The following is a 15,764-nucleotide window of genomic DNA, read 5'->3' as shown; positions in this document are numbered from 1 at the left end:
ATGTTCCGATTCAAGAGAAAAGAGAAAAAAGAAGAACCAACCTTTCAACGTTTTTCTGTAGCGGATCAGATTGCACCAGCTATATTTGAGGAAGAAATAGATTATATCCGGGTAGGAGAAGGATATGAACGTATCCTTTGTATGACGGATTATCCATCAGGTAGCTACATGGGGTTCTTATCCAAATTGTATCGGTTAGAAGGAAATATCTCCTTTACCTATCATGTAGAACCGACTTCCTCTGCTGATATGATTAAGAACTTTAGTAATTCGATTGAAGAGTTAGAAGCAAGATTGCTGTCGGGAAAATTAAATCCTGAAATGAGAAAACGAGCGGAACAGGAATTAGAGAGTGCCAATAATATGCTGGAGGATTTAGTGGCGAATGATACAGGTGGCATGTTACTCGTGCATTTCCTGATTCGGCTTCATGCCGAGAGTCTCGAACAGCTAAAGAAATTAACGGATAAGGTAAATAATGCGTTTTCAGCCCGTAATCTCTTTGCCTATGTGCCTAGTGCACGCATGCAAGATGCTTTTGAATCCTGTTTGCCCATTCTGGAAAATAAGGTAGGAGAATATACGAGAAGAAATATGGATACAAAAGCATTCTCTACTTTCTTTCCTTTTGATGAGACCGAATTATTTACGAAGCGCGGGATTGCGATGGGAAGAAATATCAAAACAAAATCGCTTATTGTGGTGAATAAATGGGAATTACAGAACCGAAATGGGATTATTTTAGGGCAATCGGGATACGGAAAAACCAAATTGAAGCAAATGTTACTGATGCGTGATTTTATGGAAGGGATTCGGATTTTTAACATGGATCCAGAAGGAGAAGATAGTGAATTTGTTGAAAAACTCGGTGGTCAGGTCATTGAACTGTCCAATACCACAGATAGGCGTGTCAATCCGTTACACGTGTTTTATGAGCGAGATACAAAAAAGAAAGGAAATCCATTGCTTGAGCATTTAGAAAGAGTGAAGATTTTTTTCAAGATTATGCGTCCGTCTATGACGATTGATGAATTAGCTGTACTAGATGCTTATCTGGTGGAATTATACGAATCAGAGCCTTTTTGCATGACATTTGATACTGACTTTGAGAAAAAGAAATCCAAAGATTTTCCTGTTTTAGCAGATTTATATGCGCTATTGATGAAAAAAATTGAGGAAGGAGACGACACATTAAAGTTATTCTCCTATGTACTGAAACAATACGTTTCGGGTGCAAATAATCGTATTTTTAATGGACCTACCAATGTAGATTTACGTAATCAACTCATTTCGTTTGATATTTCCAGACTAGGAGTCGGTTCAGCTTTACAATCTTGTGCGATGTTCAATGCGACTTCGTTTCTATGGGATGAGATTACGAGAACAGCAGGGAGAAAGACGTTGTTTTTAGATGAATTACACGTATTCGCAGACCCGTCTAATCCGCAAAGTATGGAATTCATTTATCAAATTTGGAAGCGGATTCGAAAGTATGATGGAAGCGTATGGGGCGCAACACAACAGGTAGAAGAATTACTCCGAGCGAGTGATGGGAAAAAGAATTACGGGGGAGCGGTTATTGAAAATAGTCTAATGAAAATGTTCTTACCACTTGCAGAAAAATCCATTCACGATTTGATGACGCAGGCGCAGATCAAATTTTCAGACAGTGAACGAAAAATTTTAAAACCTCGTAAGAAAAATAAAGGAGAAGGAATTTTTATCTATGCGGATAAGCGTGTCCACCTTCTGATTGAACCAACAGAGGTGGAATGGGAACTGATGGGCGGAAAACCAAAAGAGGGGGAAGCGGGATGAGTATGAAGGAAAAACCCCTTGCGGATTCTCGGAAGACATTTTGGTTGTCAGTCGGAATGATTTTCAGTTTCTGTCTTTTGATTGATTATGTGGTGGCATTTGGCCTTCGAATGATTGATTTTTTATTAGAACATAAAGACGAGTTAATGGAGTTGCCGGATGGTACAGCAAAAGACCTTGCGGTCACCTACTTGACGAGTCCAATCGAAACCGTATCGTTCGCAATAGGACTCGAACTGTATCAATATGCGCAACTGATTCTACTTGGTATTTTCGCTTATACAACCTTTCAAACATGGAGAAAGTTAAAACCACATACGGTGGAAGATGCAAGCGAATATGGAGGATTAGGGAGTGCTTCTCTTTCAGATGAGGTAACCATTTTTGATGAGATAGATATTACGGATGACAGGAAAGAAGAAGGAACTGTTTTAGCGGTCTATAATGATAAATTGATGATTCATAAGGAAGACAGTTTTTTAAATCGACATGTATGTGTCATAGGTGGTTCTGGTTCAGGAAAAACAAAATGTTATATCTTAAACAATGTCGTGAATACGAAAAACAAATCGATTGTCGTGTCAGATCCCAAAGGGGAAATCTATGAACTTACTTCTCGTGAGAAGAGAGAACAAGGGTATGAAGTGTATCTCATTAATTTTTCAAATATGGCATTATCCGACATGTACAACTCGATTGACTATGTAGGACTGGATGAAGATGCTGAAAAATTTGCAACAACGCTAGTTTTAGGCGGAGAAGAAGGACAGCAGTCGGGAGATAGTTTTTGGCAGGAACAAGCGGTTTCGTTAATTACTGCGGGTATTCTATATGTGCGAGAAAACCTGCCGAAAGAACAGCATTCAATGGAATATGTATACAACTTATTAACAGAACCTTCAGAAAAGGAATTGAAGAATCTGTTTGCAAATTTAGAAGAAGAATCGTCCGCTAGAATCGCTTTTGGTGTCGTGAAAAATGCGACAGATAAAACATGGGGCGGAATTGTGAGTAACGCAGCCAAGGCAATGAAACTATGGAAATTAAAATCGGTTCGTACGTTTTCAAAATACAGTAGCTTTAAATTAGCGGATATTGGGAAGAGGAAAATTGCTTTATATGTGGTCATTCCATTGGCAGACCGTACGTATCGAGCGTTAATTAATACATTCTTTGCTCAATTATTTCAAGAATTATGTGCCTATGCGGATACAAATCATAATACGTTAGATATTCCTGTTCGGTTCTTATTAGACGAGTTTGCGAATATCGGAAAAATGCCTGATTTTGCAGAACGACTTTCTACTGTCCGTTCCTATGGGATGGAAGTATCAATCATTGCGCAAAGTATCGGGCAATTAATGGATCGATACGGTGAGAAACAAACTGGTGAGATTATGTCCAATTGTGATACGACTCTTTTTTTAGGCACAAATGACCTCGACACAGCGAAATATTTCTCAGAGCGACTGGGTGTGACGACCAAAAGGTTGCGAAATGATAGCCAAACACCTGGAGAATTTGATAGCAATCAACAAGCGTATACCTACGTACAGAGACCGCTCAAGACACCCGATGAACTCTTGAATCAGATGAAAAATAATGATTGTTATGTATTTCAACGTGGTAGATTACCCATTCATGCGCAAAAAGCATGGGTAGCCAACTGGTTCGCTGACCAAGTAGGAGAAAAGGCAAATATGGGATGGCATTTAAAAGAGAAGTCAGCAGAATCGAGTATACCAAAAGAAGAAAAGCCAAAAGAAACGGTAGAGTCTTCCCTTGTATCAGAAGATGAAAAACAAGAAAATAATCAAGACGAATCGCAAGCATCTGTACCAAGCGAAGGAGAAGTACAGGAAACAACGGAAACACCAGAAAGTGAGAAACAGAAGGAGGAACAAAACACCGAAAAAACTGTGTCCTTACCGATTACGTTGAAACGAGAACTATGGGGAGACGAGGTGTTACAACCTGTAGGGATAGAAAAGAAAAATGGACGGATACATGCTTTGTATACGATGGACTTAGAAGCGGAGGAAGAAGGAGAAGAGGGCGTTCAGTTTCTTGTACAGAAAAATCCAGCTTGCATGATGACAGATATAGAGTTCGTTCCTTACCATGATGTAAAGGAAACAGAAGAACAGTTTCTGATACAGGTGAAAGAAGCGATTCAGCACATTACACTCAGTCTGATTTATAAAGAACAAAAACGAGATTTTTCGCCAGTGGAACATATCGAAGAGAAAGAAGCACAAAGAAGGAAAGAACAAAAAGAGAAAACGGAGGTGTAGGTATGATTATTGTATTTGGGGACGGGACAGTAGAGGAAACCGCTACAGAATATGTGTATCGGTTTTCGAAAACAAAGTTAAAACAAGAAGCTCCATTTGACAGCATCAAACAAACCAAATCGTATTTGTTACCGTGTACCTTTGCGGAAATTATACGAGGAGATGTCATACTTCGGTATGAAAAAGAATCCCACTTGTTATCGTTTTCTCGTATCCAACAAGAAAATGAAGCGATCAAACGGAAAGTGGTGTCTCGCTTGGTTCACCTCTTCCAAACACATCAAGAAACGATGCTCCTCCCCATTCCAGACAATATTTTTTACACGAAGAAAGGGGAAGTGAAACTCATGTATCAAGCGATGGACCACATGCCTGTAACGGGATTTAATCGAAATGATAGGTTGACCCATACGAAACGTTTACTTGCCTTTGCTTTTTCGAATGAATCATTTGAAGCTTGCATGCTTCAGTCAGTAGAAATGAGGAATGAATTCTTACAACATATCTATCAATCTACAACATGGGAAGCGTTGCAAGAACTCGTGAAAGAGCCAGAAGAAACGGAAGAAAAACAAAAAAAGAGAAAGAGAAATTGGTCATTCGCACCCTTCTCTTTCCCTCTTTCCACCAAGTTATGTGTCGCTTTGTTGACACTATCGGTTTCCTGTAATTTGTATGTTATCACAAAAGACAGTATCCAGCCAGCGACGGTGAATGCGAAACAGGATGAACAAAGTGAAAAACAAAAGAAACACATACAAATGCTAGAACAAGAGAAAACAAAGTTACAAAAAAAAATGCAGGATAAAGAATCTGAAATCAAAGAAATTGTGGGACAACTGAAAATTGTCATTGAAGAAAATAAAAAGTTACAACAAAAACAAGCGACTGTGCCTCCAGCGCAGTAACAAAAAGGAGTGAATGTGCATGTGGCAAGCGGTGAAAGACTTTTTTACAACGGTAACGAATCCCATTGAAGCCTTTTCTCGGTGGATTGTGGAATTGTCGATTCAACTCTTAAATTTTTTCTTAGGTTCGATTGTGAGTGTCACGAAAATTGATACGGAATATCAAAAGGTACAGGTGATACAGGATGTATTTTCTTGGGTTCGCTTTCTCGTCTATGCCTTAGTAGGAGTCATTGTCCTTCATCAATTATTTAAACAATACTTAGCGATTTCTACGGGTTCCATTCAAAGAAGAACAACGTCCCAAATCATGGGGGATATCGGAAAGTTTGCGTATCGCCTCCTGATGTTACCGTTATTTTTAGATATCATGATTAAAATCAATTCGTTCTGGGTGGGATTTATTTCAGATAAAGGACTGGTGGTGGGAAAATTTGTAGAGTATTTAGGGTTGGATCAAGCAAATTCAAATGAAAAACCCCTTAGTGAAATTGTGTTAGGGAATATCTCGAAAACGTATCAATTACAAATGGCAGGAACGGTTGTATTTGTCGCTATTTTCTTTTTAGTCTTACTCGCTATCTTGTTTGTCTTAATGTACATTCAAATGATTATGAGACTCGGGCAAATTGTCTTTTGTTATGTGTTAATACCTTTTGTCGCCTTATCCGCTTTAAATGAAGAGATGGATATGTATTCAACTTGGTGGAGAGAAACGATTGCTATTGTGGGAACAGCAGCCGCCCAAGTCAGTTTCTTATATTTAGGTCTCAATTGTATGTTGTCGGGTCACGCCATTTTAGGAACAGGTATTTTAATAGGGGTTGTGACAACACCAGCCGTGTTACAAAAATTTGTCTATTCTACAGGTGTGGCAAGTGGTACAGGAAGTATGCTGAAATTTATGACACGTCAAGTGCTGATGAAGAGGAGATGATGAAACGTGTACATCAAAGCAACCGTAACCGTTGTACGAAATTGGAAGCCGATACTGATTGGCATACTGGTTTTGTTTAGTCTCTTCATCTGTTTGATGTGGGGAGGAGGGAGTAAGCCACAAACACCAATGGGGACAGGAACAACAACTGTTCCACCTGAAGTTCTAAAATGGGAACCTACGGTTCGTAAATACGCCCAAGAATTTGGTGTAGAGCCATATGTACCGTTAATGCTTAGTTTAATTATGCAGGAGAGCGGCGGACGTTTGCTCGATGTCATGCAATCGGCAGAGGGCGCTTTTAACACGAAGTACCCGAAAGTTCAAAACGGAATCACAGACCCAGACTATAGCATATGGGCTGGCGTACAAGAATTTAAACATTCTATTACAATAGCAAATGTGCAGAGTCCATCTGATATCAATCGAATAAAATTAGCCCTTCAAACATATAATTTCGGCCCGGGATTTTTGAACTATATTAATAGTAATGGCGGGGAATATACCCTAGAATTAGCGAAAAGTTTTGCCTTGAAAATGGCAAATGGGCGCACACAATGTGGATTCAGAAGTCCATTTTGTTATGGTGATTATAGTTATGTTGAAAAAGTTTTGAAATACTATCAAACGAGTGAAATTGCTGGTGGTGGAGCTGTTGGAGACGAATTTTTTCAAAAAGTTATGGCTGAAGCTATTAAATATAAAGGTTATAAATATGTATTTGGCGGAGCAAGCCCAACTGCAAGTTTTGATTGTAGTGGTTTAACTCAGTGGACATTCCGAACAGCAGGTGTGCAATTAGATCGAACCGCACAAATGCAATGGAATCAAACAAAACGTATCTCTGCTGAAGAAGCAAAGCCCGGAGATTTAGTGTTTTTCCATGGAACATATAATTCAGGGACATATATTACGCATGTAGGTATTTATCAAGGAAATATGCAAATGTATCATGCTGGTGACCCCCTTGATTATGCTGATTTAAATAAACCGTATTGGCAGCAACATCTCGCAGGGTTTGGTCGAGTACAGTAACGATGAGAAAGGGTGAATGGAAATGAGACGTAGTATAGCAATTCTGATTTTATCTATAGGTATAGTGATATTAATTGGGTATGCTTGGAAACAAAAAGGGGAGGTGAAAGTATATGAAACAAAATATAAACAAGTTTTGAAAGAAAATACCAGTTTACAAGAGAAGGTGCAGGCAAAAGAGAACAATGAGGAAACAAAAGTAAAAAAGGATACAGACACCTTTTTACGAGCCTTCTTTACGTATGATACGTCAAAAGGTGAACAAGGGTGGTCAAAAATTGATGCATATACAACAGAGTCTGTAAGAGGGAAGTTAAAGCCAGCAGGAGAAGAAAAGAAGCCAGAAAAAACACCACCAGAAACAACGATTGTTTCAGCTGTAAAAGATGTCAAGTTATACTATACAACTGTGCAAAATGGTGAGAAAGCGAATGTGTTTTCTCGTGTGTGGATCAATACGACTGTAAACGGTGTAACGAGTACCACGCAAATGGTATTAGATATTGAGATGGTATATAGTCCCGAAAAGAAAAAATGGATCGTAGGAAACATTAGTATCCAACAACCTTTAGGTGAAGAAGGTTATATCAATTAATTATTTTATATAGAGGGAGTGGTTTATATGAAAATGAAACATGATAGAAATTGGAATGCGCTATTGGATTTACAGTTACAAGGGGAGAAAAAAATCCAAGTATTAAATTTTGTGATGGAACGATTAGATGCGAAAAACCAATTGCATCTGACACAAAAAGAAATCGCAGAACAAACACAGGTATCCGAACGCACTGTCAGCGAGACGATGAAGACGTTACAAGAATCTACCTTTTTACAGCGGTTACAGTCGGGTGTGTATGAGGTCAATCAGGCATTTGAATATGAACATAATCTTTCTGAAGAAAAAGGGTTAGCAAAGGGAATGGAAGTGTTACGTAACAACTTACAAACGGTTACAGTAAAAAACGTATTGAATAAAAGTATGAAGGACGTGCAACAACTGATTGAAAGCGATTTAGAAAATCCGAAAGGTTCTACATTGACCAAAGAGGATGTGAAAGAGTTATTGGACCAACATATGAAAAGTTTAGAAAAGACACTTCATCAATACTATGAACAGAAAGAGAAGGGGGTTTCGTGGAAAGAAGCCATTCATACCTTAAAAGAAAATGTAAAACAGAGTTATCAAACCTTAAAAGAAACCTTTATGCAAAAAGTGAAACAAAATGTACAAACGGTAAAAGACGCACCAGAGCAAGTGAAACAATATACAAAAAATAGATTAATTGATGGAGTAGTTCGTGTAAATAATCTCATCCTTACAAAGAGTCAAGAATTGAATCAAAAGCTGGAACAGGCGAGACCGTATCAAAAGGAAACGTTACGAGAAAAGGATAATGAGAAGACGGTTGTACAAGAAAAGGAACAGCTTATAGAAAAAGAGGTGGTGCAAGAAAAAACAGTGGAAGAACCTACTATGCCACAGCCTCTGGAAAAAGACCTCTTAGTAAAACAACAAGCTGAAATACCTACGGATACGATAAAAAAGAACTTTCAAGAAGTGGTAACAGAACAGTTTGAAAAACATCCAGAAGCAACGATGGGAGCGTTACGGGAATATATTGTGGAACATCATCCGCATATTCACCGTATAGAACAAGTGAATGCGGAAGAATTTGTCACAAGGATTGAAAAAGTATCACATATTTTACTAGTGAACCAACAAGCCAAGATTATAGATCAAAAAGAAGAATTAGCAGTCATAGCAGAAGAAGTAACAGACGAAAAGCAGGTAGAAAAATTTGCGGATTTAGTGAAGGAAAAACAAGAAGAAATCGTGATGGAAGAAGAGGTTTCAGTGAGTTTCGAAAAATAAGGAGTGGACAACAAAATAGAACCCTACGGTGCTATTTCTTTGTAGGGTTCTCATACTTCTTTAGTAAATCGCTAACAGCTTCGTCTAGTAATTTAGATTTATTAATACGAGTGTCTTTCGCTAATTGGTCTAAATCATACCAAAGTTCTTTAGCAATTGCATTCGAAAGTGTCTTACGATTTTTTAAGCCTCGGTTTTCCATTTCTACCACCTCTAATGTAATTATATAAGTGTTTTAAATCACTTTCAACTACTTGTAACTACATGTAGTTGGTTGTATAATAAATTTAGAATCTTAAACGAAAGGTAGTGTGATAATCGTGAACTGTCCATACTGTGCAACTCCGATACAAGTTGATAAGAATGGTGTAGTACAAGAAATTTGTGAATTCTGTGGTGGTCATATGCGGGAACAACAAACAGGTGTCTTACAGCTTTGTCAGAATGGGGAGCGTTTTGAATTTACAAAAATGCAGTCACATATCTTCTTAGAACACATCAATCAGTCTGTAGAAGAGCTGAAACAGTATCATACGTACGATTTGTATTTGTTGCTAAAGGAAGTAAGAGAAGCAAGGAGTCAAACGTATTACGGTTTACAACTACTAAATAAAGCTTCCAAAACAGAAAGTACATTACAAGCTACTGCGGATGAAACAGGCGGAGAGTATGAGTATTACACAAGAAAGGCGTGGGTGATAGAAAACATTCTATTAGAACGTCAGGGATTCTTTCCAGAAAAAATTACAGCTCGAGTTCTTCAATATATGTGGGAGCAAATTAAAAAATCGAAGAAAAAGAGTATGAGGATATCAAAGGGGCAACGACAGCATAGAAGAGAAGCTTGAGGAATCTTTATACAATTTGAATTTTATTAAAAAGGGGATGGGAATGATGAGAGAACGTGAAAATTGGGATGTATTATGTGAGGCTTGTGATAAAACAATTGAACGTGGAGTAGCAACAGAATCTGGTGATAATTACTGTGACTCGTGCTACAACAAATTAGCAAAAGAGAAAAATATGACTCTTCGAAGAAGCCTTACAAAATAAATATATAAAGTTGGAGGAATCCAGTATGAATTTTTGGAAAAAACGTTTTTTGAAAAGTTTACTGAAGTTTAGCAAATTTGTACATGAATATCGTTTTGAAGCTTTTTCAGAACAGGAAGAGAAGGTGTATCAGAAAAACCTTGAGAAACTAAGAAACTTATTTGGTGTAGAGAAATCCCCTATATCCCTAGATGTGATTGATACATCGGTATTAACAGCATATCAGAGAGAACTTTTACAAGAATTTGGGCAGAATGCACCATTCATTAAAGTGAGGTATAGAGAAATGGTATGGTTTATTTGGAGTAATCCACGGTGTACGTTCTCTCGTATCGAACGAGAAGTCATTTGTTATATGCTTCAAACATTGGGGAGTTCTTCTGGAGAATATTATAGAAATCAGCAAGAGCAAAAACAGGGGAAAGTGCAAAATTTCGATGAAATTGAAGGTGAAAGAGAGAAAATTTATAGGTTAAGAGAACAATTAATACAGGTAGACATCTTGCAATTAAAAGAAATGGCAGCAGGATTGATGCACAACACATTTGTGCTGCTAAGAATGTATTCTTCAAATCAGTATAAGAAAATGCTTGGAAAAACAGCTTATCATCAATTTATTTTTGAAATGGCAGACAGAATGCATAATTTACCGGAGATTCTTCTTGGTGAGAATAAGAGAGCATTAGTAGAAGAGCTGGCTGATACGGTAGTGTTCTTACAAGAACAGGAGTATGTTGACATTATGTTCTTACAATCTAATTTATCTAGATTAGAAGTGTTACTGAACCAAAATGATGAAGGAATATTAATTAGGAAAGTATCGATTAAAAAATAAGGGGGAGCAAATATATGGGGAAATATATATATCAAGAGTTATTACGGGAACTACAACATGTAGAACATGAGTTAAAAGAGTTAGATAGGCGGTATACAAGTTTATCTATACAAGCAAATGTCGGAAATTTGAGACATGTAGTGTGTTCTTTATACACAGAGAGAGGATTGTCTATGAAAGAATTTGCAAATGAGATAAAAGTTTCAGAATCTGAGATTCACGATCTAATTAGAAAAGGTATGGTAACCGAGAAACTTTTAGATTTGATTTGTACTTATTTTCAAATTCAAAAGACACCAGCATTTATACGTTATATTCAGTAATTAATAGCGGTTTGTATACAACTTGTACGAGGGATGAACATATTGTTAGGTGGAAAAAGAAAAGTATTGTCATGAAATATACATTACAGAATAACGATGTTTGAAGAGGAGAATCAAAATGGAACAAAACCAATCAAAAGAATATATAGCGATGCAAGACAGAAAAGAAACAGTATATCGAATCTATCATAATTTGAGCTTAGAATATGATAAGGGAGCGATATATGTATCTACACATCATGCTGAAATTATAGTTCGGAAACTGTTACAACATATTGAAGAAATCGTGTTAAATATGAAAAGTAAACGAGTAAAGGATAATTGGTTCATCGGTGCCCCATTGGAAAATATATTGTGTAAATATTTCGGATTTACTTCACATGCAAGAAGGTGGGATCAAGAGTATGTTGAAATTGAAATGCATCACAATTGGGAAGGTGTTTATTTAAAGCATATTCACGAGCCAAGCTGGTTTCACTTACGTAATTTCAAAAAAATAATTGAGCAAGAAATGCTATTAGAACAAGAACAAAATGAAAAGTTTTTGGAGAAAATCAAGGCACTCATGACGATTCCGTATGGAGATGAAACACTCGTTGAAGGAGAATTGAAGAATTATAACTTACATGAGTTGAAACGTTTACATGATTATCTACAAGTTACATTCAAAAAATTAGAAAATAGTCTAGGTAGAGTGTGTATAGAGGAATGGAATGCAGACCCAGCAAACTTTTTTACGGAGTACTATACGGATGGATGGGCGGAAATAGAACAGTAATAGGAAGAACGGAAGTTCTAACTGTAATTCAATTCAAGGGGGAATCCACGTGAAAGTGATACTATGTGAAAAACCGCAACAAATGAAAAGTTATTCGGAAGCATTTCAAAGTGCCAAACGAGAAAGTACACATATTACAGTGAAAGATAAAGAAATTTTTGGAGATGAAGAAGTTGTGATGATATCAGCATTGGGGCATGTAGTTGAATTATGTAATCCTGATGAGTATAAAGAAGAGTGGAAGAATTGGAGTATGGACCAACTACCTATTATTCCAGAAGAGTTTAAAATGAAGGTGTCAAAAGATAAAAAGTCGATTTTTCAAAATGCGAAACAATGGCTACAAAAAGCAGATGAAATTATTATTGCGACTGATCCTGCTAGAGCTGGAGAAGCGATTGCAAAAAATATTATTATTATGGCAGGCGTGAACGACACACCACAAAAACGATTGTGGGTTAAGAGTATGACGCAGGATGCTGTTCGAAAAGGATTTCAAAACTTGCGAGATGCAGAAGAAACATATAGTTATTATTTAGAAGAACAAGCCCGTTCTGTTAGCGATTGGATTATAGGCATGAATGCCTCACGAGTATTTACATTGTTGTTCCGAGACAAGAAAGGCGTGAAAGAGGTGTTCAGTGCAGGACGGGTACAATCAGCCTTGTTACACTTAATTCGTCAACGGGAGAAAGAATTAGAGCATTTCAAAGTGCAATCATTCTATGAAATTCATGGGCATTTTAATACGAATGGAATACCCTATGCCGGAAAACTCCTCCAAGATCATAACATTATGAAACTCCATTCAAAAGAAGAAGCACAGGGAAAGTTGCAACAATTGCAAGAGCATACAGCACGTATACAAAAGGTGACAGTGGAACAAAAATCGAAACAAGCGCCGAAATTATATAATCTGTCGAGCCTACAAGCAAAGCTAAATAAAAAATATAAAATGTCCCCTAAAGTGGTACTAGAAACTGCACAAAGCCTATACGATAAAAGAATGCTTTCGTATCCCCGAACAGAATATCAACATATTCCTGTAGCGGAAGCGGAACAGTTGCCAGGTGTTCTAGAAAAGCTCGCGAATAGTAAAGATTATCAAACTCTGATTGAAAAAAAAGAAAGAGACACGATTGTACAGCAAAAAGCATACGTGGACGATGAAAAATGTGGAGACCATTATGCATTGATTCCCACGAATCAAGTTCCTAACCTAGAAAACTTATCCAAAGAAGAAAGGTGGCTCTATGATGAGGTTGTGCGTAGTGTAATAGCAACCTTCTATGAGCCTATGACATATAATCAAACAGAACTTTTCACTGAAGTGAATCAAGAGGTTTTTAAATCGACAGGGAAGCAAATCACCCATCTTGGATGGCAAGTCGTGTTTGGAAAAGAAGAAAATGAAGAGAAAGAGAATCAAAAAGAACAGACGCTTCCGCTTGTAGAACAAGGTCAATCTGTAGAGACAACAGAAATCAAGTTACATGAAGGGAAAACACAACCACCTAAACTATATACAGAAGGGCAACTAATTACAGTAATGGCAAAGCATGATATTGGCAGCGAAGCAACGAGATCAGGCATTATAGAAAGAATCAAAACACTGTTGTATATCAAAATTGAAAAGAACATCGTACATGTAACCAATAAAGGGAAAATGATGGTGGAGGCCATTAAAGATACCGCAATTGGTTCACCAGAATTAACTGCAAAATGGGAAGTATATTTGAAGGGAATTGGAGAAGGGAAGAAAAAGGATAAGCCTTTCGTAGAAACCTCCAAAAAGTTAGCACAGAAACTCATCAACGAAGCAAAAGACCAAGTAAACACATGGGCGATAAATGATTTTGTAGAAGATAGAAAAACTGAACATCATATAGGAGAGTGCCCATCCTGTGGAAAGCCAGTCGTAGATAAGAAAACGATATATGGTTGTTCAGGATATGCGAAAGACAATCTAAAGAGTTGTAAGTTTTCTGTTTCGAAAGAATTTTTAGGACAGAAGATTAGTGAAAGTAATATGATAAAGCTGTTAGAGGGCAAGAAAACGACGTTACTTAAAGGATTAAAAGGGAAATCAGAAAAGGAATTTGATGCGTATTTAAAATTGGACGATGGGAAAATTCAGTTTGTATTTCCAAAGAAAAAGAAAGTAGCAAGTACAACGGAATAAGAATGGGGGACCCTACAATAAAGTCGTAGGGTCTTTATCAATAATATGACACGAATTGAAGCATTGTATATATGGAGAATAAAAAGGTTTTCCCTTGCCTTTTGGGGTAGAGGTTGGCGAGTCGGTGGGGGCGATACCCCACGGTTTGAAACGTCTGTGACGACGGATGAAAAACTAAATAGGAGGACGAAAGTCTAGCGGTTTGGCTCGTATACTGGAAAGATCAAGCCGATAGAGAAAACACTTGCTTTTGGGTATGTCGGCTTGGCAACGCCATTTCACGAGCCAAAAAAAGTTGGGCAAGGATTATTTTTACTGCAGTAACGGAGTGAAGCAGTAAAAATAAAAGGTGGAGATTTTCTGAAGCGTAGCGAAAGAAAATACGACCTGTTCCTTGCGGAACTTTTAGCATTTTAAGGGTAGATATTTTTTGTTTCGTTTATTTTTAAATATTTAAAAATGGAAGAATGTTATAATTGTGGGAGAGAAAAAGGAAAGTAGTGATACATGTGGTGGCTATCCAAAAACAGAATCAGCAAAAGAATATTGAAAAAGAGCCATTGTTTAATTTTCAAAGTATAGATGAATATTTACATGGTTTGGTGAAATCGAAAAGTATCTTTAGTTTGGGTTTACTGGTATTGATAAGTATTGCGGTGGTATATATCCCATATGGTGCTACATTGAAGGTTTGGTTGAAGGATATTCCGATAGTGTTGAAATCGATTATTAAGGCATTGGTATATACAGGCCCAATTGTTGTTGTCTTTTGTTATCTTTTTAGAGATGCTATGAAAGAGTTATTTCAGAAAATGTCGTTTAGACAACATATGATATGTGTGATTGCTGCTATAGTACTAATAGTATTGGGTTTATATTGGGTTCTGTTTTTAAACAGTGTAATTTCAATTAATCCAGCCACAAATGTGATGAATAAAAAAAGTGAGCAAGAAATACTTTTGAGCATTCCAGGAGTGTTTATTCAACTATTGGGTGAAAATATTATGTTTATTTCATTCTTGTTATTTTGGTATAAATGCATGGAATACTTAAAAATAAGTAGTAAAGTGATAGTTGTCGTTTCAATATTTTTAGCAGGAATTACTTTTGGTGTGATGCATCTGACTGCTTATCAATTCAATATTTTACAATGTATTTTAATAATTGGTATACCAGCTACGACTCACCTTTTGTGGTTTGTTAAATATAGGAATATGCACATGGCATATTGGTTACATGTTTATTATGATTTAATCCTGATATTGTGGGGAGTTTTGGGATGAAATAGGTTTATATAAGAAATGAGAGCAAGTAATAGATTAGATAAAATCTTAGAAAAAAGACGAACCGGTTAGCACGTCTTTTTTTGTTTTGAAGGAATGATAGACAATTCCACCTATAATCATGTTAGGTGACTTCATTCTAGAATGACAATTAATATTGTAGGGTGGAATTGTTAGTCCTAATATATCCTAAGTGAAATGTTTTTATGCAGAAGTTGGTTTATTCGGTCCACATAGAGTCCAGTTATGGTAAAATATAGAGGACATATGTATAGTTAGATTCCAATTCTATTGAGGAATTGGAATCATTTTTTACATGTAGCTGTTCGAGGAGAATAATCACGCATAAAAACATACACGAATTGATCTAATTCTTGGCTACATGCAAGAACAATGGGGTCTGTATATCCGTATGCTTTTACCAACTGTCGCAGTTGTTTCTTTT

At 36.9% G+C, this 15,764-nt stretch carries 16 protein-coding genes; 14 read left to right on the top strand and 2 right to left on the bottom strand.

The window, feature by feature from the left end:
* From RT27_RS02860 to RT27_RS02830, 7 genes are read left to right on the top strand one after another with little or no spacing between them, the layout of a single operon-like run.
* Positions 1-1,818 (top strand): hypothetical protein, encoded by a 1,818-nt coding sequence (locus tag RT27_RS02860; RefSeq protein WP_006923710.1) that lies wholly within the window; start codon positions 1-3, stop codon positions 1,816-1,818.
* Positions 1,815-4,112: a type IV secretory system conjugative DNA transfer family protein gene (locus tag RT27_RS02855; RefSeq protein WP_043935264.1), complete on the top strand. Its 2,298-nt coding sequence runs from the start codon at positions 1,815-1,817 to the stop codon at positions 4,110-4,112. The genes RT27_RS02860 and RT27_RS02855 overlap by 4 nt, the downstream gene beginning before the upstream one ends.
* Before the next feature lie 2 nt (positions 4,113-4,114).
* Positions 4,115-5,020 (top strand): hypothetical protein, encoded by a 906-nt coding sequence (locus RT27_RS02850; protein WP_043935262.1) that lies wholly within the window; start codon positions 4,115-4,117, stop codon positions 5,018-5,020.
* Between the two features lie 13 nt (positions 5,021-5,033).
* The gene (locus tag RT27_RS02845) at positions 5,034-5,957 is read left to right on the top strand and encodes a conjugal transfer protein TrbL family protein (RefSeq protein ID WP_231583597.1); all 924 of its coding nucleotides are present in this window, start codon (positions 5,034-5,036) and stop codon (positions 5,955-5,957) included.
* A gap of 6 nt (positions 5,958-5,963) precedes the next feature.
* On the top strand, positions 5,964-6,992 hold the full coding sequence (locus tag RT27_RS02840) for a lysozyme family protein (RefSeq protein ID WP_033692619.1): 1,029 nt from the start codon (positions 5,964-5,966) through the stop codon (positions 6,990-6,992).
* A gap of 22 nt (positions 6,993-7,014) precedes the next feature.
* Positions 7,015-7,587: a hypothetical protein gene (locus tag RT27_RS02835; protein ID WP_043935295.1), complete on the top strand. Its 573-nt coding sequence runs from the start codon at positions 7,015-7,017 to the stop codon at positions 7,585-7,587.
* A gap of 27 nt (positions 7,588-7,614) precedes the next feature.
* Positions 7,615-8,865 (top strand): replication/maintenance protein RepL, encoded by a 1,251-nt coding sequence (locus RT27_RS02830; protein WP_043935260.1) that lies wholly within the window; start codon positions 7,615-7,617, stop codon positions 8,863-8,865.
* Between the two features lie 31 nt (positions 8,866-8,896).
* On the opposite strand, the gene RT27_RS32735 is transcribed toward RT27_RS02830, so the two are convergent.
* Entirely contained in the window at positions 8,897-9,067 is a 171-nt protein-coding gene (locus RT27_RS32735; RefSeq protein WP_000431537.1) for a ribbon-helix-helix domain-containing protein, read from the bottom strand.
* Positions 9,068-9,176: 109 nt separating this feature from the next.
* Between RT27_RS32735 and RT27_RS02825 the strand changes: the two genes are divergently transcribed.
* From RT27_RS02825 to RT27_RS02800, 7 genes are all read left to right on the top strand, one after another.
* The gene (locus RT27_RS02825) at positions 9,177-9,713 is read left to right on the top strand and encodes a hypothetical protein (RefSeq protein WP_043935259.1); all 537 of its coding nucleotides are present in this window, start codon (positions 9,177-9,179) and stop codon (positions 9,711-9,713) included.
* A gap of 46 nt (positions 9,714-9,759) precedes the next feature.
* Positions 9,760-9,918, top strand: a complete 159-nt coding sequence (locus RT27_RS35090; RefSeq protein ID WP_078187972.1) for a hypothetical protein — start codon at positions 9,760-9,762, stop codon at positions 9,916-9,918.
* A 25-nt stretch (positions 9,919-9,943) separates the two neighbouring features.
* The gene (locus RT27_RS02820) at positions 9,944-10,753 is read left to right on the top strand and encodes a hypothetical protein (RefSeq protein ID WP_043935258.1); all 810 of its coding nucleotides are present in this window, start codon (positions 9,944-9,946) and stop codon (positions 10,751-10,753) included.
* Positions 10,754-10,767: 14 nt separating this feature from the next.
* Positions 10,768-11,076: a hypothetical protein gene (locus tag RT27_RS02815; protein ID WP_000521594.1), complete on the top strand. Its 309-nt coding sequence runs from the start codon at positions 10,768-10,770 to the stop codon at positions 11,074-11,076.
* A 118-nt stretch (positions 11,077-11,194) separates the two neighbouring features.
* Entirely contained in the window at positions 11,195-11,854 is a 660-nt protein-coding gene (locus RT27_RS02810) for a hypothetical protein (protein WP_043935257.1), read from the top strand.
* A 49-nt stretch (positions 11,855-11,903) separates the two neighbouring features.
* Complete coding sequence (locus tag RT27_RS32725) at positions 11,904-14,036, top strand: type IA DNA topoisomerase (RefSeq protein WP_082044826.1); 2,133 nt, start codon at positions 11,904-11,906, stop codon at positions 14,034-14,036.
* Between the two features lie 500 nt (positions 14,037-14,536).
* Positions 14,537-15,319 carry a hypothetical protein gene (locus RT27_RS02800; protein ID WP_043935293.1) on the top strand — a complete coding sequence of 261 codons (783 nt, stop codon included), beginning with the start codon at positions 14,537-14,539 and terminating at the stop codon, positions 15,317-15,319.
* 305 nt (positions 15,320-15,624) lie between these two features.
* Here the strand turns inward: RT27_RS02800 and RT27_RS32720 are convergent, their stop codons facing one another.
* Positions 15,625-15,753, bottom strand: a complete 129-nt coding sequence (locus RT27_RS32720; RefSeq protein WP_043935292.1) for an aspartyl-phosphate phosphatase Spo0E family protein — start codon at positions 15,751-15,753, stop codon at positions 15,625-15,627.
* Between the last annotated feature and the right edge of the window lie 11 nt (positions 15,754-15,764).

The sequence above is a fragment of the Bacillus sp. L_1B0_5 genome, from assembly GCF_000836715.1.
GTDB classification, from domain to species: domain Bacteria; phylum Bacillota; class Bacilli; order Bacillales; family Bacillaceae_G; genus Bacillus_A; species Bacillus_A thuringiensis_S.
Note: the sequence above shows the minus strand (reverse complement) of the source record. Positions and strands in the feature narration are given on the sequence as shown.

Excerpts from the sequence above, each read along its gene's own strand:
- RT27_RS02860 (WP_006923710.1), top strand. The coding sequence starts at position 1 with ATGTTCCGATTCAAGAGAAAAGAGAAAAAAGAAGAACCAACCTTTCAA.
- RT27_RS02855 (WP_043935264.1), top strand. The coding sequence starts at position 1,815 with ATGAGTATGAAGGAAAAACCCCTTGCGGATTCTCGGAAGACATTTTGG.
- RT27_RS02850 (WP_043935262.1), top strand. The coding sequence starts at position 4,115 with ATGATTATTGTATTTGGGGACGGGACAGTAGAGGAAACCGCTACAGAA.
- RT27_RS02845 (WP_231583597.1), top strand. The coding sequence starts at position 5,034 with ATGTGCATGTGGCAAGCGGTGAAAGACTTTTTTACAACGGTAACGAAT.
- RT27_RS02835 (WP_043935295.1), top strand. The coding sequence starts at position 7,015 with ATGAGACGTAGTATAGCAATTCTGATTTTATCTATAGGTATAGTGATA.
- RT27_RS02830 (WP_043935260.1), top strand. The coding sequence starts at position 7,615 with ATGAAAATGAAACATGATAGAAATTGGAATGCGCTATTGGATTTACAG.
- RT27_RS32735 (WP_000431537.1), bottom strand. The coding sequence starts at position 9,067 with ATGGAAAACCGAGGCTTAAAAAATCGTAAGACACTTTCGAATGCAATT.
- RT27_RS35090 (WP_078187972.1), top strand. The coding sequence starts at position 9,760 with ATGAGAGAACGTGAAAATTGGGATGTATTATGTGAGGCTTGTGATAAA.
- RT27_RS02820 (WP_043935258.1), top strand. The coding sequence starts at position 9,944 with ATGAATTTTTGGAAAAAACGTTTTTTGAAAAGTTTACTGAAGTTTAGC.
- RT27_RS02815 (WP_000521594.1), top strand. The coding sequence starts at position 10,768 with ATGGGGAAATATATATATCAAGAGTTATTACGGGAACTACAACATGTA.
- RT27_RS02810 (WP_043935257.1), top strand. The coding sequence starts at position 11,195 with ATGGAACAAAACCAATCAAAAGAATATATAGCGATGCAAGACAGAAAA.